The following is a 23,378-nucleotide window of genomic DNA, read 5'->3' on the forward strand; positions in this document are numbered from 1 at the left end:
GGGCGACCCTCACGGAGCGGAGTCGCCTCAATGAGGTGAGGGGAACGCGTCGCGTTGCACGCGAACGGCGACATCCTGCAGGGCTCGGAGCACACGCCTGACCGCCGTGTAGGCCAGCACATCCGGCCGAGCCAGCACGTCGACGTGGCGGATCAGATCCACATCCGACAGCGGCCTGAGAACGAGGCCGTCCACCGCCAGAGGCGTCGCGGTGGTGCGGGGCATGACGGCGATCGCCGCCCCCGCCCTCACGACCTCCGCCGTCACCGAGAACTCGTTGATGCGATGCGCGATCCGCAGCGGCGCCCCCGATAGTGCCGCGAGGTGGTCGAGCACACCCGCGAGAGGGAATCCCGCGTGCACCGACACCCACTCCTCGTCGCGGAGGTCGGCGAGAGTGATGCCCGCTCGGCCGGCGAGACGGTGACCTGCGGGGAGGGCGATGTCGAGCGACTCCTCGACGAGCGGGATCGCGACGACTCGATCAGCGGGCCAGGGGGCGTCGTGCGCGAGCCGATGGGCGATGACGAGATCGTGGTCGGCGGTGAGCCCGGGAAAGTCCCGGTGCGGTACGTCGGCATCGGCAAGGCGGACGGCAGGACTCCCGTCTAGCTCTCTCAGGAGCGGCCGGAACAGGGCGAGTCCTGCGCTGTTGAACGACGACACCCGCACCGGCCGGTCGCCTGCTTCGAGGAGCGCCCCGATCGAGTCGCGTGCCGCGGTCAGCGCCTCATCGACACGCGTGCTCGCGGCGGCCAACGCCTCGCCCGCCGCGGTCAGGATCAGGACTCGACCCCGGCGCACCGTAAGCGGCAGGGCCACCGCCGACTGCAAAGTCGCGAGCTGCTGCGAGACCGCCGACGCCGAGATTCCGAGAGCGGCAGCGACGGCGGTCACACTGCCTCGGTCGCGAAGCTCCCGGAGCAGTCGAAGGTGGGTCGGATCCATAAGGCCAACCTTAAAGGAGAATCAAGCAGCTGCATCTGGGTCTTCATCGAGAAAGACGAGAGTGTGGAGTCATGCCTCGACGTCCGTCTCGCGATCTGCTCGTCGACGTCCTGCTCGTCGGCGTGGCGGTGGTGTGGGGCGCGAGCTTCATGGCAGCCAAGAGCCTGACTCTCGAGACGGGCGTCCCCTCCGCGGTCGCACTCCGGTTCCTCGTCGCAGCAGTCGCTCTCGGTGTGATCTGCGCGGTGCGCAAAGAGCGGATGCCGCGTGGCCGCGGGCTGGCCGCCGCCGTCCTCCTCGGCTTCTCCCAAGCCGCCATCATCGGCCTCGAGACCTGGGGCGTCCATCTCACCTCGGCGACCAATGCCGGGCTGCTCATCAGCCTCGCGCTCGTGCTCACCCCCGTGCTCGAGAGCCTCGCCGCGCGGTCGTGGCTTCCGCGCTCGTACTTCGTCGCCGCCGTCGCGGCCGTGGTGGGGGTCGCCCTTCTCGTGTCGGACGGCGGACTGCGGATGCCGACCGCAGGGGACGCCCTCGTGGTCGCGGCGGCGGTCGTGCGCGCGTTTCACGTGACGGCGAGCGCCAGGCTCACCCGCGACCGCGGGGACAGCACGCTCGCCGTCGTCCTGGTTCAGCTCATCGTCTGTGCAGGGACAGCATGGCTGGTCGCAGGGGCGGAGCTGCCCGCGGCCGTCGCACGGCTGGACGGATCGGGGTGGGCGAACGTCCTGTTCCTCGGGCTGATGTGCTCAGTGTTCGCGTTCGTCGTTCAGCTCTGGGCGGTGCGGCACACCTCTGCGACGCGCGCGAGCATCCTCATGGGCACAGAGCCCGTCTGGGCGCTGCTCGTCGGAGTCCTGCTCGCCGGGGAGAGCGTCGGGGCCTTCGGCCTGCTCGGCGCCGCGCTCATCGTCGCCGCTTCGTACGCAGGGCAGGCGATCGAACGCCGCCACCGGCAGCGCGCGCTCAGGCCGCCGGTCGTGGCGCTGAACAGCAGCAACTCTCAGGCGTAGTCGCTGTCGTCCACCGGGGAAGGCGCCGGACCCAGGCTCGCGACGGCGTCCCACAGCCCGTCCGGGACCTCCGTCTGCTCCAGCTCGTCGAGCTGTTCACGGCGATGCGGTGACGACACCCCGACGACAGTGGAGTCGACCAGCGGGGACCGCAGCGAGTAGTGCAGCGCTGCGGCAGCCATCGACGTTCCATGGTCGGCGCAGACGCGCTGCAACCGCTCGGTCCACGCCAGCAGCTCCTCGCCGGCGGGCCGATACGCATACTGCGCACCGGGATGCGGGCCCTTGACGAGCAGTCCCGAACCGAACGGCGCGGCGTTGAACACGGCCATGCCGCGCGCCTTGGCGTCGGCGAAGACAGGCTCAGCCGAGTGATCCACCAGCGTGAATCGGTTGTGGATCAGCACGGCGTCGAACACCCCCGTCTCGACGTACTTCGCCATCAGCGGCACCGGAGCGGCCGCCACGCCGATCGCGTCCACCACGCCGGCGCTGCGGAGTTCGATGAGCCCCTGCACCGCACCGCCGATCGAGATCGAGTCCTCGAACGACACCGAGTACGGGTCGTGCAGGTGCAGCAGCGGAAGCCGGTCGACCCCGAGCCGGGCGGTCGTCTCCTCGAACGAGCGGAGGACGCGGTCGCGGTCGAACACTCCGGTCTCAGGGTCCTGATCCACCTTCGAGATGACCCGCGAACCGTCCAACCCGAGTTCGCGCAGCGCGATTCCGAGCACTGCCTCGGAGCGACCCGCGGAGTAGTTGTTCGAGGTGTCCACGAACCCGTGTCGGCTCGTGAGCAGGTCGATCGCGACCTCGACGGCCGCTCTCTCCTCGGCGGACCCCGGCTCCGAATGCCGGCCGAGGCCGGAGGTTCCGAGGGTGATGGCGGTCGGTTCGATCTTCATCCGCTGGATTCCGTTCTACTGGGGGCCGGTCGTCGCGGTTCTGCTGCCACTGTATCGCCGGGCGATCCGCCTCACTCCACGAGCAGTGCGGGCTCCTCGAGCACGGATGCCACGTCGGCGATGAAGCGGCTCATGCCGTCGCCGTCGATCACGCGGTGGTCGAACGACCCCGCCACGGTGGTGACCCAGCGGGGGCGCACCTCACCGTCGACGACCCACGGCTTCTGGCTGATCGTGCCCATCGCCACGATCCCTGCCTCGCCGGGGTTGATGATCGGCGTGCCGGCATCCATCCCGAAGACACCGATGTTGGTGATCGTGATGGTGCCGCCCTGCTGGTCGGCCGGGCTCGTCTTGCCCTCGCGCGCGGTGAGGGTCAGCCGGTTCAGCGCGCGGGCGAGGTCCTTCATGCTGAGGTCCTGCGCGTCCTTGATGTTCGGCACGAGCAGGCCGCGAGGCGTCGCCGCCGCGATGCCGAGGTTCACGTAGTGGCGCACGGCGATCTCGGCGCCGCCCTCGGTCTCGATCCACGCCGCGTTGACCATCGGGGTGCGACGCGCGGCCCAGATCACGGCACGGGCCATGATCAGCAGCGGAGAGACGCGGATGTCGGCGTAGTCGGGCGACGCCTTCAGGCGCTTGACGAGCTCCATCGTGCGGCTCGCATCGATCTCCTTCCACACGGTGACGTGCGGGGCGGAGTAGGCGCTCTGCACCATCGCCGACGACGTGGCCTTGCGCACTCCCTTGACCGGGATGGACTCGGTGCGATCGTCGCTCTGGCTGGAAGCGGGTGCCGGGGCCGGCGACAGCCCGCGAGCAAGGCCCGCTGCAGCATTCTGCGGCGCGGGCACGGTCTCTTCGCGCACGGCGCCCCACTCGGGAGTCTCGATGTTGCGGAAGACGCTGGCCTGCGAGGCGTGGGTCATCACGTCGTCGCGGGTCACCTCTCCGTCGGCTCCCGTGGGGGTGACGGTCGTGAGGTCGACGCCCAGGTCGCGGGCGAGCTTGCGGATCGGCGGCTTCGCGATCACGCCCACCGACGAGCGAACGGGGCGCTCTGCCGGACGCTTGCGACGAGAGGTGGCGCCGCCACCCGTGCCGTAGCCGACCAGCACCGAGCCACCGCCCTCTTCAGGCGCGGGCGCCTCGGCCGTGGCGATCACGCCGGGTCCGGCGTCGTCCCGCGCATCCGTCACGAACGTGATGATCGGCGAGCCGACCTCGACCGTCGCGCCCTCGGCGGCGAGCAGTTCGCCGACGACTCCCGCGTGCGGCGAGGGCAGCTCGACGAGCGACTTGGCGGTCTCGATCTCGCAGATCACGTCGTTGATGGCGACGGTGTCACCGGGCGCGACCTTCCACGCCACGATCTCGGCCTCGGTCAGGCCCTCTCCCACATCGGGGAGGTTGAAGTTCTGCGTGCTCATGTGCGGTCCTTTCGGAACGGCGAGATCGGGGTGGGATCAGTAGGCGAGGGAGCGGTCGACGGCCTCGAGGATGCGGTCCGCATCCGGAAGGTAGGTGCCCTCGAGCTTCGCGGGCGGGAACGGGGTGTCGTACCCCGAGACCCGCAGCACCGGCGCCTCGAGTGCATAGAACGCGCGCTCCATGACGGTCGCTGCGATCTCGCTGCCGATGCTGACGAACCCCTGCGCCTCCTGCGCGTAGACCATGCGTCCGGTCTTGCGCACCGAACTCAGGATCGGCTCGTAGTCGACCGGCGACAGCGAACGCACATCGACGACCTCGCAGCTGGTGCCCTCGGCCTCGGCGAGCGCCGCCGCCTGCAGCAGTGTCGTGACCATGGCGCCGTGTCCGACGAGCGTCACGTCGGACCCGGTGCGCACGACGCGAGACGAGTGCAGCGGAGCAGCCGACGCGTCGAGCTCGACCTCGCCCTTCTGCCAGTAGCGGCTCTTGGGCTCCATGAAGATCACCGGGTCGTTCGACGCGATGGCCTCCTGGATCATCCAGTACGCGTCGTTCGGGGTCGACGGCGACACCACCCGCAGCCCCGGGGTGTGCGCGAAGTACGCCTCGGGGCTCTCCTGGTGGTGCTCGACGGCACCGATGTGTCCGCCGTACGGGATGCGGATCACGATCGGCAGGCTCAACTTGCCCTCGTGCCGGTTGGTGAGTTTGGCGAGCTGCGTCGTGATCTGGTCGAACGCGGGGAACACGAAGCCGTCGAACTGGATCTCGATCACAGGGCGGAACCCGGTCATCGCGAGCCCGATCGCTGTGCCGACGATCCCCGACTCGGCGAGGGGTGTGTCGAGCACACGCTTGTCGCCGAAGTCGCGCTGCAGATGCTCGGTGACGCGGAAGACGCCGCCGAGCTTGCCGATGTCCTCGCCCATGAGCAGGACCTTGGAGTCGTCCTCCATCGCCCGGCGCAGGCCCGAGTTGAGCGCCTTGCTGAGGGGCATCGTCTCCAGGGTCACTTGCTGTCTCCTTCGAAAGACGCCTCGTATCGCGCGTGCCAGGCCTTCTGCTCCGCGATGAGCGGATGCGGCTCGCTGTACACGTGGTCGAAGATCAGGTCTGCGGTGGGTGATCCGAGTTCGACGCTGCGCGAGCGCAGGTCTTCGGCCGCGTCCGCGGCCTCGGCATCCACATCGGCGAAGAACTGCCCGGCCGCTCCCCTGTTCTCGAGGAACGCGCGCATGCGGTCGATCGGGTCGCGCAGCGCCCACGACTGCTCTTCGTCCGAGCCGCGGTACTTGGTCGGGTCGTCGCTGGTGGTGTGGGCGCCGAGACGGTAGGTGACCGCCTCGATCGCACGAGGACCCTGGCTGCTGCGGGCCTCGTCGAGGGCGACCCGCGAGACGGCATAGCTGGCGAGCACGTCGTTGCCGTCGACCCGGACGCTGGGGATGCCGTAGCCGGCGCTGCGCTCGACGAGCGGCACGCGCGACTGCGTCGCGACCGGCACGGAGATCGCCCAGTGGTTGTTCTGCAGGAAGAACACGGTGGGCGCCTGGTAGCTCGCGGCGAAGACCATCGCCTCGTGCACGTCGCCCTGGCTCGATGCCCCGTCGCCGTAGTAGACGATGACGGCTTCGTCGGTGTCGACGTCGCCGGTGCCGGATCGGCCGTCGAAGTTCAGCCCCATGGCAAACCCGGCGGCGTGCAGAACCTGCGAGCCGAGCACGAGGGTGTACAGCCGGGTGTTGCCGTTCTTCGGGTCTGTCGGGTCCCAGCCGCCGTGTGAGACACCGCGCATGAGCTTGATGATGTCGACGGGGTCGACGCCGCGGATGCGCGTCACGGCGTGCTCGCGATACGACGGGAAGATCGTGTCCTGCGCGCGGGCGGCGCGGGCGGATCCGACCTGGGCGGCCTCCTGCCCACGGCTCGGCGGCCACAGCGCGAGCTGCCCCTGACGCTGCAGGTTGGTCGCCTGGGTGTCGATCGCACGGATGACCACCATGTCGCGGTAGAACTGCTCGAGCTCGGCGTCGCTGATCGCTTCGATCAACGACAGATACTGCTCAGCAGCCGGACTCGGCGTGAAGCGGCCATCCTGATCCAGGACGCGGACGAGTTCAGTCTCTGACGAGGTCACGATGCCACGCTACCGCCGCGCGCATGCTCGGTCACGCATACCTAGGACGTCCTCGCAACTGCCGGGAAACCGGAGAACAGGGCGCCCCGAGCCCGTCAGAGCTGGGTCGCTGCGACCTCGAGAACGCGATCGACGGATGCCTCTTCGCCGACCGAGATGCGGATGCCGTCGCCCGGGAAAGGTCGCACGATGAGGTCGGCGGACGCGAAGGCCGCCGCGACCTCGACCGTGCGCTCGCCGGCGGGCAGCCAGACGAAGTTGGCCTGGCTGTCGGGCACGTCCCACCCCTGCGTGCGGAGCCCTTCGACCAGGCGGGTGCGGCGCTCGACGATCACCGCGACGCGCTCGAGCAGCTCGGACTCGGCGTCGAGGCTGGCGATGGCGGCGTTCTCGGCCGCCGATGTCACGGAGAGCGGGATGCCGGTGGTGCGCGCGGCGTCGAGCACCTTCTCGTGGCCGATCGCGTATCCGATGCGCAGACCGGCGAGCCCGTAGGCCTTCGAGAAGGTGCGCAGCACCACGACGTTCGGATGCCGTTCGAAGACGCGCTCTGCGAGGCCGTCGACCGCACCGGGTGCGGTGACGAACTCGGCGTAGGCCTCGTCGAGGACGACCAGCACGTCGGTGGGGACGCGCTCGACGAACGTCGCGAACTCGTCGCTCGTGATGATCGGACCGGTCGGGTTGTTGGGGGTGCAGAGGATGACCGCGCGTGTGCGCTCGGTGACGGCGTCGGCCATCGCGTCGAGGTCGTGGCGGGAGTCTGTGGTGAGAGGCACCTGCACGCCGGTCGCACCGGCGACGAGCGGCAGGCTCGGATAGGCCTCGAACGACCGCCACGCGTAGATGACCTCGTCGCCGACCGATGCGGTGGCGAGGATCAGCTGGTGGAGGATCGAGACGCTGCCCGCGGCGACGTGCACCTGCTCGGGAGCGACGGCGTAGCGGACGCCCAGACGTCCGCGCAGGCGGCCGGCGGTGGCATCCGGGTAGCGGTTGATCGGCGTCGTATGCTGCAGCGCTGCCGCAACGGAGGGAAGCGGCTCGAACGGGTTCTCGTTGCTCGAGAGCTTGAAGGCGTCGGGACCCGCCTGCTTGCCCTGTCGGTACGGCGCCAGGGCGGCGATGGCGGGGCGGATGCGCGGCAGGATCGGGTCGGTCACAAGGATGAGTCTAGATTCCACCGCCCTCCGGCGGAGCGCATGGAAGACTGGGATGACTATGCGCTTCATCATCCGAGTCGTCGTCAACGCGTTCGCCCTCTGGGTCGTGACGCTGATCCCCGCCCTGCAGGTGCAGATCACGGCGTTCGCGCCGGGCGAGACCCTGCAGCTCGTGCTCACTCTGCTCGCGGTCGCCGCGATCTTCGCGCTCGTGAACACCTTCATCGGCACGGTGGTGAAGATCGTCGCCTTCCCGCTGTACATCCTCACCCTCGGCCTGATCGGTTTCGTGATCAACGGGTTCCTGCTGTGGCTCACGGCCTGGATCACGAGCGGCTTCGACTGGGGTCTCACGGTCGGCAGCTTCTGGTGGGGCGTGCTCGCGGCGCTCATCATCTCGCTGATCAACGGCGTCTTCGGCTTCATCCTGCGCCCGCAGAGCAAGAAGCAGCGCCGCGACTGACGCGCAGTCGCACGCACCCTCCGCGCATCGGTCATTCGACGCGCTCGGCCTGATACTCGGTGCGCTCGATGACCTCGGCCGCGTCGAGCTCTCTCCAGAACTCGTCCATCGCGTCCATCCGAGGATCACTCAGATCATCGGCGGTCTTCGCGGTGTCGATGTAGGTGTCGAGGTGGTGCGCGTCGACTGCCAGGTCGCCGACCGTGTCGAGCGGGGTTCCTTGGGTCAGCAGGGTGACGCTGTCATCTGAGCCGGTTCCCTCGGGCGATCCTCCGCCCGCCAGGCTGGAGACCGGGTCGTCGGAATGACGGACCTGGATGATGGTCTGGTCGTCGTCGAGCGTCGGTTCGACCGGGCTCCCCGCGGTGATCTGCATCTGCACGTCGAACCCGCTCTCCATCGAGAGGTGCGCGGCGACCATCCCCGATTGCGAATGAGCGACGACATCGACCTCGTCGCCGGGCTGCGCTCCGGCCGCCTGGAGCGCCTCGATCGTCGACTGATACGACGCCGATCTCTGCCCGGTGTAGAGCTGGAGGTTGGACTTCGAGTCCCACGGCTCCTTTCCTCCCCACCCGACGCTCTGCGTTCCCTCCAGGTAGGCGACGAACTTCGTGCTGCCATCGGCGAACGAGTACTTCTCGACGGCGATCTGCGCTCCCGAAGTGCGCGGCATCCGCCCGAGAGCTCCCGCGAGACCTGACGGCGCGCCGGCGGGCGACGACGTCTTCACCGGCGCGACGGAGACGGCGTCTGCCTTGCCCGTGAGAGTCTCACCGAGACGCACCTTTCCGAGTCCCGACACGACTCCCACTGTCGCCACGGTCAGGAACAGCTGGTCGTAGAGCCCGGGCGTCACGACGTTGCCGGCGAGACCCTCGAAGCGCTCGGCGCGCCACTGGGCGATGAGGTCATCGGCCATCGCCCGGATGCGGTCGTCAGATGCCGCGAGCCGATCGGCCTGGCGCAACAGCCGCTGCGCCGTGCCCGGATCCGAGCGCTCGAGCATCTCGGCCTCGGCACGCAGCTCGACATACTCATAGGCATCGGCCATGAGCAGGGTCGAGCGTGCGGTCTCCTGGCATTCGGAGTGCAGGCGAGCCACGTGCTGCCCCGACGACCACAGCCCGACGGTGTCGACGTGTGTGCTGAAGCCCGGAGTATCGACGATGATCCGATGCACGCGCATGATCGCCGCGCGCGCATCGTCGCAGCGGGAGGCGACGGCATCCAGGCGTCGAGCGACATCCCGCAGGGCGTCGGGGTCGACAGAGATCGCTCCGCCGTGATCGATCGTCAGCCCGGTCACAGGACATCGATCCGTTCAGCCTCGGATTCGCGACTGCGCATCTCGGAGGCCTCGAGGCGTGCTCCCAGCCGGAGATCCTCGAGCGCGTCCTGCATCGCGCGCACCCCGTCGGAGTGCCAGTCGGTGTCGGAAGTCAGGACGGCGAGCGACGCGCGAACATCGTCGAGCGCCTCGACGGCGGTGCGGAGTGCTGCCAGGACCTGCGCTTTCGCCCAGGCGGTCTCGGCCGCGCCGGTCTGCGCGAGTGCAAAGGAGTACATGCGCCCAGCATCCGTCATCACGCGTCGAGCCCGAGGCGCAGGACGCCGGGATCAGCGGAGACCGTGAGGGGATCGCTCGACCCCGGCGGTCGTGCAGAACGGATGCACAACGCCCTGCCCGGGACGCGCGGCATCGCGCGATCGCTCTCCGAGGGGCAGAATAGGACGGTGACATCCCCGGATCCCTTCCGCGTGATCTTCGTGTGCACGGGGAACATCTGCCGCTCTCCGATGGCAGAGGTGGTGTTCCGCGATCTCGCGGAGCGACAGGGCCTGGGCTCGCGGATCGTCTCGCGCAGCGCCGGCACCGGCGACTGGCATCTCGGCGAACAGGCCGACCATCGCACGATCGATTCACTCACCCGCCGCGGCTACGACGGCTCGCAGCATCGTGCGAAGCAGTTCACCTTCGCCTCCTTCTCGGAGAACGATCTGGTCGTCGCACTCGACCGCACGCACGAGCGCATCCTGCGCGAATGGGCGCACGATGAAGACGAAGAGGGCAAGGTCACCCTGCTGCTCGCCTTCGACCCCGATGCCCAGAGCCAGGACGTGCCAGACCCCTACTACGCCGGCGCCGAGATGTTCGATTCGGTGCTCGGTATGATTGAGACCGCGACTCGCGGGCTGTTCCGCCAGCTCGAGCCGGCTCTTCGCCAGCCCCGCACGCCCCGCACTCCCGGGGCCCGATCAGGAGGACTCCCCTGACTTTCCAGCCTTCGCTCCCGCCCCAGCCCCTGAGCCCCCTCGACGGTCGCTACCGCGGCGCCGTCACCGGCCTCGCCGACTTCCTCTCTGAGGCGGGTCTGAACCGCGCCAGGGTCGAGGTCGAGGTGGAGTGGCTGATCGCCCTCACCGACCGCTCGCTCTTCGAGACGAGCCCGCTGTCGGATGCCGACAAGGAGCGCCTGCGCGCGCTCTACCGCGACTTCGGCCAGGCCGAGATCGACTGGCTCGCCGAGAAGGAAGCCGTCACCCAGCACGACGTCAAGGCCATCGAGTACCTGGTGCGCGACCGCCTGTCGACGCTCGGCCTCGACAGCATCGCCGAGCTCACGCACTTCGCCTGCACGAGCGAGGACATCAACTCGGCCTCCTACGCGCTCACCGTGAAGCGCGCCGTCGAAGAGGTCTGGCTCCCCGCGCTCGACGTCGTGATCGCCAAGCTCCGCGAGCTGGCTGCCGAGCACGCCGACGCCGCGATGCTCTCTCGCACCCACGGACAGCCGGCCACACCGTCGACAATGGGCAAGGAACTCGCCGTCTTCGCGTGGCGTCTCGAGCGCGTGCGCGCCCAGATCGCGGCATCCGACTATCTCGCCAAGTTCTCGGGCGCCACCGGCACCTGGTCTGCGCACATCGCGGCCGACCCCGACGCCGACTGGCCCACGATCTCGCGTGAGTACATCGAGGGCCTGGGTCTCGGCTTCAACCTGCTCACCACGCAGATCGAATCGCACGACTGGCAGGTCGAGCTGTACGACCGGGTGCGTCACGCCGGCGGCATCCTGCACAACCTCGCGACCGACGTCTGGACCTACATCTCGCTCGGCTACTTCGCGCAGATCCCCGTCGCCGGTGCGACAGGGTCGTCGACCATGCCGCACAAGATCAACCCGATCCGGTTCGAGAACGCAGAGGCGAACCTCGAGATCTCCGGCGCCCTGCTCGCGTCGCTCGGACAGACCCTCGTCACGAGCCGCCTGCAGCGCGACCTCACCGACTCGACCACGCAGCGCAACATCGGCGTCGCTTTCGGGCACTCGCTGCTCGCGATCGACAACCTGCGCCGCGGCTTGAACGCCATCTCACTGTCGCGCGACGTGCTGCTCGCCGACCTCGACGTGAACTGGGAGGTTCTCGCAGAGGCCATCCAGACCGTCATCCGCGCCGAGGTCGTCGCCGGTCGCTCGTCGATCACCGACCCCTACGCGCTGCTGAAGGAGCTCACCCGCGGACACCGCGTGGGAGCTGCGGATCTGGCCGAGTTCGTCCAGGGGCTCGAGATCGGGGATGCCGCGAAGCAGCGTCTGCTGGCCCTCACCCCCGCGTCGTACACAGGCATCGCCGAGCAGCTCGCGAAGTAGCAGTCGCGCGCTCGCTGCGGGGTCACTAACGCATCGCTCACGCGATGCGGGGTCAGAAACGCACCGCAATCGGGCGAATCGGATGCGTAATCGACCCCGCACCGAAGCGGCGCAACGCCGAGCTGCGCGACGCCGCGAGTACAACGATCCGACCGCTACGGGCGCGGCTCTCCGGAGTGCGCGCCCGCGGGGTCGCGCGGCATGAACGCCGCAGCGATCAGGGTCAGCACGGCCACAACTGCGGCGGCGATGAACACCCAGACGGATGCCGAGATGATGGTCGCCGGGTCATCCGGACCCCCGCCCTGCGCGATCACCGAGTTCGAGATCGCGCCGAATACGGCCACTCCGAGCGCGCTGCCGGCTGACCGGGCGAACGCGTTCATGCCGGTGACGGCACCGCGCTCCCCCCACCCGACCGAGGCCTGAGCCGCGATCAGCGTGGGAGCCGCGCTCCACCCGAGGCCGAATCCGAGCACGAATGCGACGGCCGCGATCGAGAACGGATTGGGCCACGGCGAGACCAGCGCGAGGGCGACGGCGGCGACAGCCGTGATCGACATGCCCGTGAGCGCGGTGCGCCGGAACCCGATCCGCATGTACAGCCGACCCGCGTTCGCGGCGGCGAGCGGCCAGCCGAGGGTGAGCGCCGCGACCGCCAACCCCGACAGCAGCGGCGCGATGCCGATGGATCCCTCGAGATAGGCGGGCGCGAAGCTCGTCACTCCGGTCATCAGCGCGCCGATGCCCAGCGAGACGATCGTGGTCGTGAGGATGAGCGGCCTCGCAGCGAGGCGCAAGTCGACGATCGGCTCGGCGGCACGACGCTCGACGAGTCCGAAAGCCACGAGCGCGGCCGCACCCAGACCGAAGCAGATGGCGCTGGGGATCGAAAGCCAGGCCCAGGCGTTGCCGCCCTCGAGCATGCCGAGGATCAGGCCGGTGAGTCCGACGGTCAGCAGCACGGCCCCCGCGTAGTCGATGCGATGCTGCTGCGTCTGCTTCTCTTCGTGGTACTTGCGCAGCAGCATCCATCCCGCGATCAGACACAGCGGGATGTTGACCCAGAAGATCCACCGCCACGCGTCGAGCTGGGCGAAGATGCCGCCGAGTGCAGGGCCGACGACCGAGGAGATCGCCCAGACCGATGCGATGTAGCCCTGCACCTTGGCGCGCTCGGCGACGGTGTAGATGTCGCCCACGATCGTCATCGACATGGGTGCGACGGCACCTGCGCCGAGACCCTGGATGATGCGGAAGACGATCAGTGCCGTCATGCTCCAGGCGAAGCCCGAGAGCACGGAGCCGAGCAGGAACAGTGCGATTCCGAGCAGGATGATCGGCTTACGACCGACGGTGTCGGCGAAGCGCGAGTAGATCGGCACACTGACCGCCTGTGCGAGCAGGTAGACCGAGAAGAGCCAGGGGAACTGCTGATAGCTGCCCAGGTCGCGCACGATGCTGGGCACCGCGGTCGCCAGGATCGTCGCATCGATCGCGATCAGGCCGGTGGCGAGCATGAGCGCCCCGAGCACGGGGCCTCGTTCCGACCTGAGTCCGATGGAGGCGCGGTCGATCGAGGCAGTCACTACAGGGACAAGCCGTCGGGGCCCCGGGCTATTCCGGCCGGATCCCAGAAACCCGCGATCATGTCAGGAGGAGGACGTGCGGCCCGGCTTGTCGGAGTCGGGCTCGTCTGACGTCTCGGGGTCGAAGAGCACGGGGCGGTCGACCGTCTTGGTGACGTCGGCGGGGTCGACCACGAGGATCAGCATCGCGAGGAACAGCAGCGTGACGATGAACGCGCCGCCGCCCACCACGAGACCGAGCGCGATCGGAGTGAGGCCCTCGTAGGTGCCGCTGGCGATCGCGTTGTTGACGCGGGCGGTGAACGCCCCTGTCGACACGAGCGTCACCACGGCGGCGAAGATACCGCAGCCGAGGGCGATGCCCAGCAGATGCAGAGGGCGCAGGATGTCGCGCCGGGTGGGCTTGTCGTCGCTCATCGCTCTCCTCCGTGCCCGGCGGGGGCGGGGTCGTTCTCGGCCACGCGCCCCTCGGCGACGGCATCTGCTCGCTTCGGGGTGAGGCCGGCGATGCCGAGGAAGACGGCGACGACCGCCGCGTATCCGCCGAACATGCCGACACCGAGGATGATGCCGGTGAGCTCGAACGCGCCCGCTCCCTCGATCGCGTAGGGCTGCACGAATCCGGCCGGGATCGCGATCAGCAGCGCGGCGAGCAGCAGTCCGAACGCGCCGAGGGTGATCGAGTCGCGTGCGTTCGCCTCGCCGGCTCTGCGTGCGCGCAGCCCGACGACGAGCTCGAGGATGCCGGTCGTCACCGACCAGGCGATCACGACGACGAAGAAGAGGTCTTCGGTTCGCCAGGCGGGCACGCCGGCGGTCATGCCCGCGGCGAAGCTCAGCAGGGCGAAGACCACGGAGGGCCAGCGCTGACCTGCCGGGTGGACGAGCCAGGCGGAGACGATCATCACGAGGCCGGTCGTGAGCACGAAACCGCTGAAGACGGAGAGACCGACGGCCGCCGAGTGATCGGGCGAGAAGGTGATCATCACGGCTGCGGCGGCGGCGAAGAGCGCGCGCAGCAGCTGAACGTGACGCACGGTGAACGCGCGGGCAGGGGCAGACATGAAGATCGAGAGTCCTCCGGGGGTGTTGCCCCCAGTCTACGCGGGGGCGCTGAGTGGGCGCCGACACCGGAGAGGTGTTCGCGGGGCCCGATGGATCTCCCCAGATCGATCATCAGGCCCCGCGACAGAACGCAGCGACGGGGGCGACACTGCGTTGTGGACTGAGTCGCCGTGAGGTCGGGCACCCTGCTCACGATTGCTCAGCCGATAGACCCCAGAAATAGCACCTCGTCCCCTACGCGATGCCAGTGTGGTCGTAAGCTCACTTTAGAACGCGATTCTTCACATACCGGAGGGGGTGCTGTGATGAGTATGGAAAGTGGCATTCGCCGATATGCCGATGTATTCGCGGCGTCCTTCCGTGATGCGATCAATGCACGTGGATTGACTCTCGCCCGGCTGCACCAGCAGTTGCGCGCCCGGGGGAACAGCGTGTCGATGGCGACGCTCAGCTACTGGCGCTCCGGTGCGCGCCGCCCCGAAGGTGCGCAGTCGATGGCCGCCCTCAGCGAGATCGAGCATCTTCTGCACCTCGAACCCGGCTCGCTCACCGATCTGCTCGGCACGACGAACCGCACCGGGCCCCTCGGGCCCAATCTGTTCCCCCTCGACGAGCAGGAACTCGAGGAGGCCGTCAAAGAGGCGTTCGCCGCGCTCGGTGCGGAGTACCCCGACACCTCGCGCGAGCTCACGACGCACTCCGTGACGGATGTGGATGCCGCCGGCAACGTGTCGTACTCGATCACGCGCAGCATCGTGCAGTCGACCGTCGGGACCGTCGAGTCGATCCCGTTCCTCGAGATGACACCGGGCATCAGCACCCCCGCGCCCTTCATCGAAGCGGTGGCCGGTGGCCATATCGCCGCCCGGTACTCGCACCCCAACGGCGAGGTGCACGGCGTGCTGTTCGAGCTCGAGGTGCCGCTGACCGCACCGGGCACCGCGATGGTCGAGTGGTCGGTCGCGTATCCGCCCGACTATCCGCCGCAGCGCGAGACGGGTCACGCCGTCGCCCGGCAGACGAGGGAGCTCTTGGTGTGGACCCGGTTCCATCCCGACGCGCTGCCCGATCGCATCGAAGAGCGCGTCGAGACCCCGGACGGCTCGAAGCTCACGGAGCTGTCGCTCGAAGGCCGCACGTCGGTGCACCAGGTGCGACGCGCGTTCGGCCCCGGATTGCTCGGCGTCGCATGGAGTTACGCCGACGGGCGCCCGGCCCCCGGCGCCTGACCGCTCACGCCTGACCCCGGCGCCTGACCGCTCAGCCCGGCTGATCGCCGACCGCGACCGGGCGACCGGGAGTGTTCGACCACTGGCTCCACGAGCCGGGGAAGACCTTCGCCTCGATGCCGATCTCGTCGAGCACCAGAGCCGTGTGCGCCGCCGTGATGCCCGAGCCGCAGTAGGCCGCGACAGGTGTGCCCTCGGTCACGCCGACGGCTGCGAAGGTCGCCTGGAGGGTGTGCATGTCGAGGATCCGGCCCTCAGGATCGAGATGAGCGGCCATCGGAACGTTGAGCGCTCCGGGGATGTGCCCCGCGACGGGGTCGAGAGGCTCGTGCTCTCCGCGATAGCGGTCGGGCGCGCGCACGTCGAGCAGCACGCCGGTGTCGGCGTACGAGGCGGCCTCGTCGATCGAGATCGCGTCGCCGCCGATCTCGTCGAGCACGACATCACCCGGCTCCTCCTGCACGTCATCGTCTGCGACCGGGAGGCCCGCGGCCGTCCAGGCGCGGATGCCGCCGTCGAGCACGCGCACATCCACCCCGCCCTGACGCAGCAGCCACCAGGCTCGCGATGCGCTGAGCCCCTTCGCGTCGTCGTAGGCCACGACGACATCACCCTGGTTGACGCCCCATCGGCGCGCAGCATCCTGAAGCGTCTGAGTGGAGGGCAGCGGATGCCGGCCCTCAGACGGCTCTCCGTGGGTGGCCAGCTCGGTCGCCAGCGGCACGAAGACCGCCCCCGGGATGTGCCCTGAGAGGTAGTCGGCACGGCCGTCCGGCCGGTCGAGTCGCCACCGCACATCGATCACACGGACAGGTGTCTCGGACCCCAGCAGTTCGTCCAGTTCGGCGGCGCTCACGAAATTGCTCATGAGGCGAGGCTATCGATCGGCCGTTCGAATCACGCACCTGACCGCACTCTGTCGACATATCGGGCCGTTCGCGCGATTCGAAACGGGGGTGCGCACGGCGCTAGGCTCGACCCGGCCGCGTCGAGAAAGGACAGCATGTCCACTCGATTCCGCTTCATAGGCCTGCGCCGACAGGAGATCGCCCTCATCGCCGTCACCGCAGTGTGGGGCAGCACATTCCTGCTCGTGCACTGGGCGATGCAGCACTCCGGGCCGTGGTTCTTCGTCGGCATCCGGTTTCTGATCGCCGGCCTGATCAGCGTCGTCATCTTCCGCCGGGCGCTGCGAGGCATGCGCTGGCGCGACATCGGCGCCGGTGTCGCGATCGGCGTGATGATCTATCTCGGCTACGGGCTGCAGACCGTCGGGCTGCAGACCATCGACTCGAGCACGTCGGCGTTCATCACGGCGATGTACATCCCGCTCGTGCCGCTCGCGCAGTGGGCCGTGTTCCGCAAGCGCCCACCGGCGATGGCGTTCGTGGGCGCCGCTCTCGCGTTCCTGGGCCTGCTGTTCATCGCGGGCCCCGAGGCCTTCGCGCTGACACTCGGATCCGGCGAGATCCTGACGCTCATCAGCACGCTGCCGATCGCGGCCGAGATCATCCTGATCAGCGTCTTCGCCGGCAGGATCGCCCTCGGCCGGATCACGATCGTCCAGCTCCTCACCGCGGGAGCGCTCGGCATCCTCACCATGCCGGTGGTCGGCGAGGGGGTGCCGGAGTTCTCGTGGATCTGGGTCGGCTGCGCGGTCGGGCTCGGCGCGGCGAGCTGCATCATCCAGCTCACGATGAACTGGGCCCAGAAGTCCGTGTCGCCGACCCGCGCCACGATCATCTACGCGGGCGAGCCGGTGTGGGCCGCCGTGATCGGGCGCATCGCCGGCGAACGTCTGCCCGTCGCCGCGCTGATCGGCGGGGCGCTCGTCGTGCTCGGCATCCTGGCCAGTGAGCTCAAGCTCGTGCGGCGCCGCGAACCGGAACCGGCACCGACGCCGACGCCGGACTAACCGTTCAGCGTCGGCGGCGATCGTCTTCGGTGACCCGGTCAGACGGTGAGCAGGACCTTGGTGGCGCGACGCTCGTCCATGGCGCGATAGCCCTCGGCGGCCTCCTCGAGCGGAAGCGTGAGGTCGAACACCTTGCCGGGGTCGATCTTGCGGTCCCAGATGAGCTGGATCAGCTCGGGGAGGAAGCGGCGCACCGGTGCCGGGCCGCCGTGCAGGTGCACGCCCGAGAAGAAGAGCTCCTCACCGGGCAGCGCGACGTCGTGCGAGACGCCGACGTATCCGACGTGACCGCCGGGCCGGGTCGCGCGAATGGCCTGCATCATCGACTCCTGCGTGCCGACGGCCTCGATCACCGAGTGCGCGCCGAGCCCGTTCGTGAGCTCTTTGATGCGGGCCACCCCCTCGTCTCCGCGCTCCTCGACGATGTCGGTCGCGCCGAATTCGCGCGCCAGCGCCTGGCGGTCGGCGTGACGGCTCATCGCGATGATCCGCTCGGCGCCGAGTTCACGCGCGGCGAGGATGCCGAGCAGACCCACAGCTCCGTCACCGACGACGGCGACGGTCTTGCCCGGGCCGACCTCTGCGGCGACGGCGGCGAACCAGCCGGTGCCCAGCACATCGGATGCCGCGAGCAGCGACGGGATCAGATCGGCGTCGGGCTGCCCCGGCGTCGCGACGAGCGTGCCGTCGGCGTGCGGGATCAGCGAGTACTCGGCCTGGGTCCCATACCGGCCCATCGGCACGACGTGCACGCAGCGCGACTGGTATCCGGCCTGGCAGATCTCGCAGGTGTTGTCGGACGCCATGAACGAGCCGACGACGAAATCGCCGACCTTCACGGTCTTCACCTGGTCGCCGATCTCCTCGACGACACCGACGTACTCGTGCCCCATCGGATCATGATCGACCTCGTTCGCGCCCCGGTAGGGCCACAGGTCGGATCCGCAGATGCAGGTCGCGGCGATCCGGATCACGGCATCGGTCGGACGGGTGATGGTCGGCTTCTCGCGGTCCTCGACGCGAACGTCGCCGGGCGCGTACATGACTACTCCACGCATGAGTGGTGCTCCTTCGGTGTTGTGGTTCCAGTCAACTCCCGATCTCGCGTGCTCGGGAGGTTCTGAGAGAACTCCTCTCACGGGAATATCGGTGACGTCGCCGCGTTGCACCCGACATGATTGAAACTTCAACCGTCGTTCCGGTCGCCTCCGAGCGCACGCGTGTGCGCGTGCCGATGCGCTTCGCCGACGGGTTCTCCACCACGGCGGATGTCGTGACGTTCGACGGTCTGATCGACGGCCGTGAGCACCTGCTGCTCGGTCTCGGCGACTGGAGGGCGGCCATGGAACGTGCGGCCGACGGCGGCGACGCACCCCTCGTGCGCCCCCACAGCGAATGCCTGACCGGCGACGTCTTCGGATCCGAGCGCTGCGACTGCGGCCCCCAGCTGCGAGAGGCCGTCGAGCGCATCGCCGAGGAGGGCGGGTTCCTGCTCTACCTGCGACAGGAGGGCCGGGGAATCGGTCTCTACGCCAAGCTCGACGCGTATGCGCTGCAGGACTCGGGACTCGACACGTACGAGGCGAACGTGGCACTCGGTCGTGGTGAGGACGAGCGCGACTACACGATCGCCGCTCAGATGCTGCGGGCGGTCGGCGTCGACAGCATCCGCCTGCTGAGCAACAACCCCGACAAGGCGGCACAGCTCGAGGCCCTCGGCATCCGCGTGACCGAGCAGGTGCGCACCGGCGTTCATCTCTCAGATGCCAACCACCGCTACCTCGAGGCCAAGCGCGACCACACCTCGCACACGCTCGATCTCTCTGCCGCGTGATGGGCGGGGTGTGATGAGCGAGCGCGTGATGAGCGAGCGGAGGCTCGATGACGACGAGATGCAGACGTGGTTGCCGACCATCCGCCTCGTGCAGCTGCTGCCGCAGGTGCTCGACCGCACCCTCAAGGCGCAGACCGGGCTCAAGCACTCGCACTACGCGATTCTCGTGACGCTGGCAGGCCAGGATGACCGCGCGATCCCGATGACCGAGCTCGCGCAGATCGCCGGGCTCAGCAGATCGCGGCTCAGCCATGCGATCGACTCGCTCGAAGAGCGCGGCTGGGTGACGCGCACGTCATGCAGCACCGATAAGCGCACACTGACGGCGGCGCTGACGGATGCCGGTCGCGAGCTGCTCCGCGCAGCGGCGCCCGTGCATGTGGCGCAGATCCGCGAACTGATCCTCGATCCTCTGACCGCAGAGGAGAGGGAGCAGCTCGGCACGATCGCGGCCAAGCTGCTCCCCGGTGTGACTGCGGCCCTCTAGTGCCGATCAGCCCCGGGGCGTGAGGCGGTCGAGGTCCTCGCGAACCGACGACGGTTCGTCCGACACCGGCATGTTCTCGGCATCCTTCGCGCCGTCTATGCCGTCGTCCGGCTCGAGAGCGGCGAAGAGCGGTTCGAGGTCGGTCTGAGCAGGGCCCCGCTCGGCGACAAGCTCGAACGTCTTACCGATCGCGGCGTCGGAGGTCAGTGCGGCGACGAGCACCTCGGCGAGCTGTTGGCGCGAGATCACGCCGTCGGCGGGACTGCCGGAGGTGCGGGTGTCGCCCTGCAGGAAGTGCAGCTCGTGCTGATCGTCGTCGTTGTGGTCGAACCAGCTCGGGCGCACGATCGTGTAGTCGTGGCCGCTCGCACGCACCAGGCGCTCGGCCCGGCGCTTCCAATCGTGGGCGCGGTTGCTGCGGTTGTAGGCGCCGTCGCGGTAGGTGACTCCGATGGCCGTCATCAGCGCGATTCGCAGGGGGCGGTCCCCGGCGGCCTCGAGCACGTTGCGCACTCCGCCGTAGTCGACATCGCGGTAGCCCGCCTCAGCGCCGTGCGTGCCGTGGGTGAAGATCACCGCGTCGATGTCGCGCACGGCGTCGGCGAGGCTCGCCGGGTCGGTGAGATCTCCGCGGACCGCGCCCGCTCCGCCCTGACGGCTGAGGATGCGGATGCTGTGGCCCGCCGCCGTCGCGACGCGCGCGACGTGGCGGCCGATGCTGCCGGTGCCGCCGACGAGCAGGATGTTCAGATCTGTCATGAGAGTTCTCCTCGGTTCAGGTCGCGGGTCACGCCCGAGCCTGGGTCTTGATCTCGGCCAGGGCGTTCATGAACCCCTCCGAGCATCCGCTGGCACCTGCCAGTCGGTCGAGCGCGATGTCATCGATCCGCTGCCCGACGATCTCGCCGGGGAGCGCGGCTGCGAACGCCTGCTGGTGCTGCAGCGAGGTCGGGTCCTCGGCCGGCGTCGTGATCGAGACCTCGGTGACCACGTCTGCCTCGATGGTCAGCGTGACGTCGTGGTGGGAGGGCAACGAGCCGTACCAACCGGTGGCGTCGTACTCGCCGTCTCGGTAGTCGACCTCTGCAGGCTCCGGCCCCGTCGAACTGTCGCCGGTCGGGCGCGGAGTGGATTCGGCGCCGCACGCCGCGAGGGAGACCCCCGCGATCAGGGCCCCGGCCACCCACACGCCCGACCTGGCGATGCGGGTCATGCTTCGGGGATCTCCCGGCCGAAGGTCTCGAGCGTGACGTCCTCGGGCTCGGGGCCGCGGCGCACACCGGTGTCGAGCGCGTCGATCGCGCCGAGCTGATCAGCGGTGAGCTCGAAGTCGAACACGTCGAAGTTCTCGGCGATGCGGGCAGGGCGCACCGACTTCGGCAGCGCGGATCGACCCTGCTGCAGGTGCCAGCGCAGCATCACCTGAGCGGGCGACTTGCCGTGCTCGGCGGCGATGGCCGTGAGGGTCTCGTCATCGAACACGGATGCCCCGTTGGGGCGGTAGGCCGTGATGCCGCCGATGGGCGACCAGGCCTGCGTGACGGTGCCGGCCGCGGCATCCGCCTGCTGCACCTCACGCTGCTGGAAGTAGGGGTGCACCTCGATCTGGTTGATCGCCGGGACGATGCTCGTCTCGGCCGCCAGCTTCTCGAGGTGCTCCACCATGAAGTTGCTGACACCGATGGCGCGCACCCGACCGTCGGCGAGCAGGGTCTCGAGTGCCTTGTAGGCGCCGAGCGTGAGGTCGAAGCGGGTGGGCAGAGCCTGGTGCAGGATCAGCAGGTCGAGCTGGTCGACGCCGAGCTTGCCGGTCGACTTCTCGAACGCATGCAGCGTCTCGTCGTAGCCGAAGTCGCTGATCCAGACCTTGGTCTCGATGAAGATCTCGTCGCGCGCGATGCCGGTGCGACGGATCGCCTCACCCACCTCGCGCTCGTTGCCGTACGCAGCGGCGGTGTCGATCAGGCGATAACCCGTCTCGAGGGCTGTGCTGACGGCATCGACGGTCTCGTCCGGAGCGGCCTGGAAGACTCCGAAGCCGAGGGCGGGCATCTCGATGCCGTTGTTGAGCGTGATGTTCATTGTCATGCCTCCAGTGTGCGCGTGGGTGAAGTGGCGAGGGAGTGCCTGGTGGAACCCCCCTCTGCGGCATCCGTTCGCGACGCGCGCGCGGAGGGAAGGATCAGAGCGAGAGCGAGCACGAGCGCGGCGATCAGGAAGCCGGTCGCCGCGGTCAGAGCCGCGGACACCTCTCCGGCGAGCGCTGCCCGTGCAGTCGCCCCCGAGGTGTCGGATGCCGCGGCGATCGCGACGAGCACGCCCAGGCCGAGTGACATGCCCACCTGGTGGAACGTGTTCACGACCCCTGAGGCGGCACCGGCACCCTCGTGCGCGGTGCCGGCGATGCCGAATGAGGTCATCGGCGCGAACGCGAGGCCCTGTCCCGCCCCGATCAGGAGCATCGGCAGGGCGACGCCGGTGAGGTACGAGCTGTCGATGCCGAGTCGGCTGAGCCACAGCATCCCACCCGCGGTGAGCAGGATGCCGACGACCAGCGGCACCCGCGCGCCGACGTGCGCGACGAGTCGAGGGATCGCGAGGGCGACCGCGAAGTTCACCAGGGTCATGGGGAGGAAGGCCAGCCCTGACTGCAGCGCCGTGAGACCGAGCACACCCTGGAGGAACTGCGTCGTGAAGTAGAAGAAGCCGATCATCGCGCCGAGGTACGTCAGGCGCACCAGGTAGGCCCCGGTGCGGATCCGGCTGCGGAACAGGCGCAGCGGCATGATCGGCTGCGCCGCCCGAGACTCCGCGATCACGAAGGTGACCAGCAGCGCGAGCGACGCCGAGAACGAGGCGATCGTCACGGGGTCACCCCACCCCGCTTCGGATCCGTGCAGGAGGGCGAACACGAGAGAGCCGATGCCGAGCGTCGAGGTGATCGCCCCGATGACATCGAAACGACCGGACGCTGCGTCGGTCTCGGGGAGGAACCGCGGCGCGAGGACGATCATCGCGATGCCGATCGGAACGTTGATCCAGAACCCGGCTCGCCACGACAGCAGGGTGGCCGCGGCGCCGCCGACGAGCATCCCGAGGCTCGCCCCGATGCCGGCGGTCGCGGCGTACCAGACGACGGCCCTGTCACGTTCCGGGCCGTCGAAGCTCGCCGTCAGCAGCGAGAGCGCCGAGGGCGCCACGATCGCAGCCCCCACGCCCTGCAGCGCGCGGGCCGAGATGAGCCACCACGCGGCAGGGGCCAGGGCGATCAGCAGCGAGGCGACGGAGAAGACGACCAGACCGAACACGAACACGCGTCGACGCCCGAGGATGTCACCGGCGCGGGCGCCGAGAAGGAGGAGTCCGCCGAAGACGAGCGTGTAGGCGTCCTGCACCCACGCGAGCTCGCCCTGGCCGAGTCCGAGGTCCGCGGCGAGCGCGGGCAGCGCCGTGAAGATCACCGAGTTGTCGAGCAGGATCATGAAGTAGCTGACGAGGATGATCGTCAGGATCGCCGCGCTGTTCCGGGTCTGTGCCATG

At 69.0% G+C, this 23,378-nt stretch carries 25 protein-coding genes; 8 read left to right on the plus strand and 17 right to left on the minus strand.

Annotated elements, in window-relative coordinates:
* Positions 1-27: 27 nt before the first annotated feature.
* Complete coding sequence (locus FIV50_RS16815) at positions 28-948, minus strand: LysR family transcriptional regulator (RefSeq protein ID WP_140038422.1); 921 nt, start codon at positions 946-948, stop codon at positions 28-30.
* Positions 949-1,019: 71 nt separating this feature from the next.
* Here FIV50_RS16815 and FIV50_RS16820 point away from each other — a divergent pair, with 71 nt between their 5' ends.
* Positions 1,020-1,961 (plus strand): DMT family transporter, encoded by a 942-nt coding sequence (locus FIV50_RS16820; protein ID WP_140038423.1) that lies wholly within the window; start codon positions 1,020-1,022, stop codon positions 1,959-1,961.
* Here the strand turns inward: FIV50_RS16820 and FIV50_RS16825 are convergent.
* The 5 genes from FIV50_RS16825 to FIV50_RS16845 form a co-directional block, all read right to left on the minus strand.
* On the minus strand, positions 1,952-2,866 hold the full coding sequence (locus FIV50_RS16825; RefSeq protein WP_140038424.1) for an aldo/keto reductase: 915 nt from the start codon (positions 2,864-2,866) through the stop codon (positions 1,952-1,954). The genes FIV50_RS16820 and FIV50_RS16825 overlap by 10 nt on opposite strands.
* 71 nt (positions 2,867-2,937) lie before the next feature.
* Complete coding sequence (locus FIV50_RS16830) at positions 2,938-4,296, minus strand: dihydrolipoamide acetyltransferase family protein (protein WP_140038425.1); 1,359 nt, start codon at positions 4,294-4,296, stop codon at positions 2,938-2,940.
* A gap of 36 nt (positions 4,297-4,332) precedes the next feature.
* Complete coding sequence (locus FIV50_RS16835; RefSeq protein ID WP_042540549.1) at positions 4,333-5,298, minus strand: alpha-ketoacid dehydrogenase subunit beta; 966 nt, start codon at positions 5,296-5,298, stop codon at positions 4,333-4,335.
* A gap of 11 nt (positions 5,299-5,309) precedes the next feature.
* Positions 5,310-6,437, minus strand: coding sequence for a thiamine pyrophosphate-dependent dehydrogenase E1 component subunit alpha (locus FIV50_RS16840; protein WP_258184324.1), 1,128 nt, complete (start codon positions 6,435-6,437; stop codon positions 5,310-5,312).
* A gap of 95 nt (positions 6,438-6,532) precedes the next feature.
* Positions 6,533-7,600: a histidinol-phosphate transaminase gene (locus FIV50_RS16845; RefSeq protein ID WP_140038427.1), complete on the minus strand. Its 1,068-nt coding sequence runs from the start codon at positions 7,598-7,600 to the stop codon at positions 6,533-6,535.
* Positions 7,601-7,658: 58 nt separating this feature from the next.
* Between FIV50_RS16845 and FIV50_RS16850 the strand changes: the two genes are divergently transcribed.
* Positions 7,659-8,063: a phage holin family protein gene (locus FIV50_RS16850; RefSeq protein ID WP_140038847.1), complete on the plus strand. Its 405-nt coding sequence runs from the start codon at positions 7,659-7,661 to the stop codon at positions 8,061-8,063.
* Between the two features lie 31 nt (positions 8,064-8,094).
* On the opposite strand, the gene FIV50_RS16855 is transcribed toward FIV50_RS16850, so the two are convergent.
* Together FIV50_RS16855 and FIV50_RS16860 are read right to left on the minus strand one after the other, a co-directional pair.
* Positions 8,095-9,372 carry a hypothetical protein gene (locus tag FIV50_RS16855; RefSeq protein WP_140038428.1) on the minus strand — a complete coding sequence of 426 codons (1,278 nt, stop codon included), beginning with the start codon at positions 9,370-9,372 and terminating at the stop codon, positions 8,095-8,097.
* Positions 9,369-9,632 carry a hypothetical protein gene (locus FIV50_RS16860; protein ID WP_140038429.1) on the minus strand — a complete coding sequence of 88 codons (264 nt, stop codon included), beginning with the start codon at positions 9,630-9,632 and terminating at the stop codon, positions 9,369-9,371. Before FIV50_RS16860 ends, FIV50_RS16855 begins: the two co-directional genes overlap by 4 nt.
* A gap of 168 nt (positions 9,633-9,800) precedes the next feature.
* Between FIV50_RS16860 and FIV50_RS16865 the strand changes: the two genes are divergently transcribed.
* Together FIV50_RS16865 and purB are read left to right on the plus strand one after the other, a co-directional pair.
* A complete protein-coding gene (locus tag FIV50_RS16865; protein WP_181164262.1) occupies positions 9,801-10,340 on the plus strand; it encodes a low molecular weight protein-tyrosine-phosphatase in 540 nt (179 codons plus the stop codon).
* Positions 10,337-11,719, plus strand: a complete 1,383-nt coding sequence (gene purB, locus FIV50_RS16870) for an adenylosuccinate lyase (RefSeq protein ID WP_140038430.1) — start codon at positions 10,337-10,339, stop codon at positions 11,717-11,719. The genes FIV50_RS16865 and purB overlap by 4 nt, the downstream gene beginning before the upstream one ends.
* A 155-nt stretch (positions 11,720-11,874) precedes the next feature.
* On the opposite strand, the gene FIV50_RS16875 is transcribed toward purB, so the two are convergent.
* The 3 genes from FIV50_RS16875 to FIV50_RS16885 all read right to left on the minus strand — a co-directional run bounded on the left by FIV50_RS16875 (position 11,875) and on the right by FIV50_RS16885 (position 14,372).
* A complete protein-coding gene (locus FIV50_RS16875; RefSeq protein WP_181164263.1) occupies positions 11,875-13,308 on the minus strand; it encodes an MFS transporter in 1,434 nt (477 codons plus the stop codon).
* A gap of 63 nt (positions 13,309-13,371) precedes the next feature.
* On the minus strand, positions 13,372-13,725 hold the full coding sequence (locus tag FIV50_RS16880) for a hypothetical protein (protein WP_140038431.1): 354 nt from the start codon (positions 13,723-13,725) through the stop codon (positions 13,372-13,374).
* Entirely contained in the window at positions 13,722-14,372 is a 651-nt protein-coding gene (locus FIV50_RS16885; RefSeq protein WP_140038432.1) for an acyl-CoA synthetase, read from the minus strand. Before FIV50_RS16885 ends, FIV50_RS16880 begins: the two co-directional genes overlap by 4 nt.
* Positions 14,373-14,678: 306 nt before the next feature.
* On the opposite strand from FIV50_RS16885, the gene FIV50_RS16890 reads away from it, so the two are divergent.
* Positions 14,679-15,602, plus strand: coding sequence for a hypothetical protein (locus tag FIV50_RS16890; RefSeq protein ID WP_140038433.1), 924 nt, complete (start codon positions 14,679-14,681; stop codon positions 15,600-15,602).
* 31 nt (positions 15,603-15,633) lie between these two features.
* Here FIV50_RS16890 and FIV50_RS16895 read toward each other — a convergent pair whose 3' ends face one another.
* On the minus strand, positions 15,634-16,470 hold the full coding sequence (locus tag FIV50_RS16895) for a sulfurtransferase (protein ID WP_140038434.1): 837 nt from the start codon (positions 16,468-16,470) through the stop codon (positions 15,634-15,636).
* A 135-nt stretch (positions 16,471-16,605) separates the two neighbouring features.
* Here FIV50_RS16895 and FIV50_RS16900 point away from each other — a divergent pair, with 135 nt between their 5' ends.
* Positions 16,606-17,517 (plus strand): DMT family transporter, encoded by a 912-nt coding sequence (locus tag FIV50_RS16900; protein WP_140038435.1) that lies wholly within the window; start codon positions 16,606-16,608, stop codon positions 17,515-17,517.
* Between the two features lie 38 nt (positions 17,518-17,555).
* Here the strand turns inward: FIV50_RS16900 and FIV50_RS16905 are convergent, their stop codons facing one another.
* Complete coding sequence (locus FIV50_RS16905) at positions 17,556-18,575, minus strand: zinc-dependent alcohol dehydrogenase family protein (protein ID WP_140038436.1); 1,020 nt, start codon at positions 18,573-18,575, stop codon at positions 17,556-17,558.
* Between the two features lie 116 nt (positions 18,576-18,691).
* Here FIV50_RS16905 and FIV50_RS16910 point away from each other — a divergent pair, with 116 nt between their 5' ends.
* Positions 18,692-19,351 carry a GTP cyclohydrolase II gene (locus FIV50_RS16910; RefSeq protein ID WP_140038437.1) on the plus strand — a complete coding sequence of 220 codons (660 nt, stop codon included), beginning with the start codon at positions 18,692-18,694 and terminating at the stop codon, positions 19,349-19,351.
* Between the two features lie 13 nt (positions 19,352-19,364).
* Positions 19,365-19,838, plus strand: coding sequence for a MarR family winged helix-turn-helix transcriptional regulator (locus FIV50_RS16915; protein WP_219846226.1), 474 nt, complete (start codon positions 19,365-19,367; stop codon positions 19,836-19,838).
* Positions 19,839-19,844: 6 nt separating this feature from the next.
* On the opposite strand, the gene FIV50_RS16920 is transcribed toward FIV50_RS16915, so the two are convergent.
* The 4 genes from FIV50_RS16920 to FIV50_RS16935 are packed head-to-tail and all read right to left on the minus strand — an operon-like array spanning position 19,845 to position 23,377.
* Positions 19,845-20,597, minus strand: a complete 753-nt coding sequence (locus tag FIV50_RS16920; RefSeq protein WP_219846227.1) for an SDR family oxidoreductase — start codon at positions 20,595-20,597, stop codon at positions 19,845-19,847.
* Between the two features lie 28 nt (positions 20,598-20,625).
* Complete coding sequence (locus FIV50_RS16925) at positions 20,626-21,051, minus strand: hypothetical protein (protein ID WP_140038438.1); 426 nt, start codon at positions 21,049-21,051, stop codon at positions 20,626-20,628.
* Positions 21,048-21,920 carry an aldo/keto reductase gene (locus FIV50_RS16930; RefSeq protein WP_219846299.1) on the minus strand — a complete coding sequence of 291 codons (873 nt, stop codon included), beginning with the start codon at positions 21,918-21,920 and terminating at the stop codon, positions 21,048-21,050. The genes FIV50_RS16925 and FIV50_RS16930 overlap by 4 nt, the downstream gene beginning before the upstream one ends.
* Before the next feature lie 2 nt (positions 21,921-21,922).
* A complete protein-coding gene (locus tag FIV50_RS16935) occupies positions 21,923-23,377 on the minus strand; it encodes an MFS transporter (RefSeq protein WP_140038440.1) in 1,455 nt (484 codons plus the stop codon).
* Position 23,378: the final 1 nt, after the last annotated feature.

Source organism: Microbacterium foliorum, from assembly GCF_006385575.1.
GTDB classification, from domain to species: domain Bacteria; phylum Actinomycetota; class Actinomycetes; order Actinomycetales; family Microbacteriaceae; genus Microbacterium; species Microbacterium foliorum_B.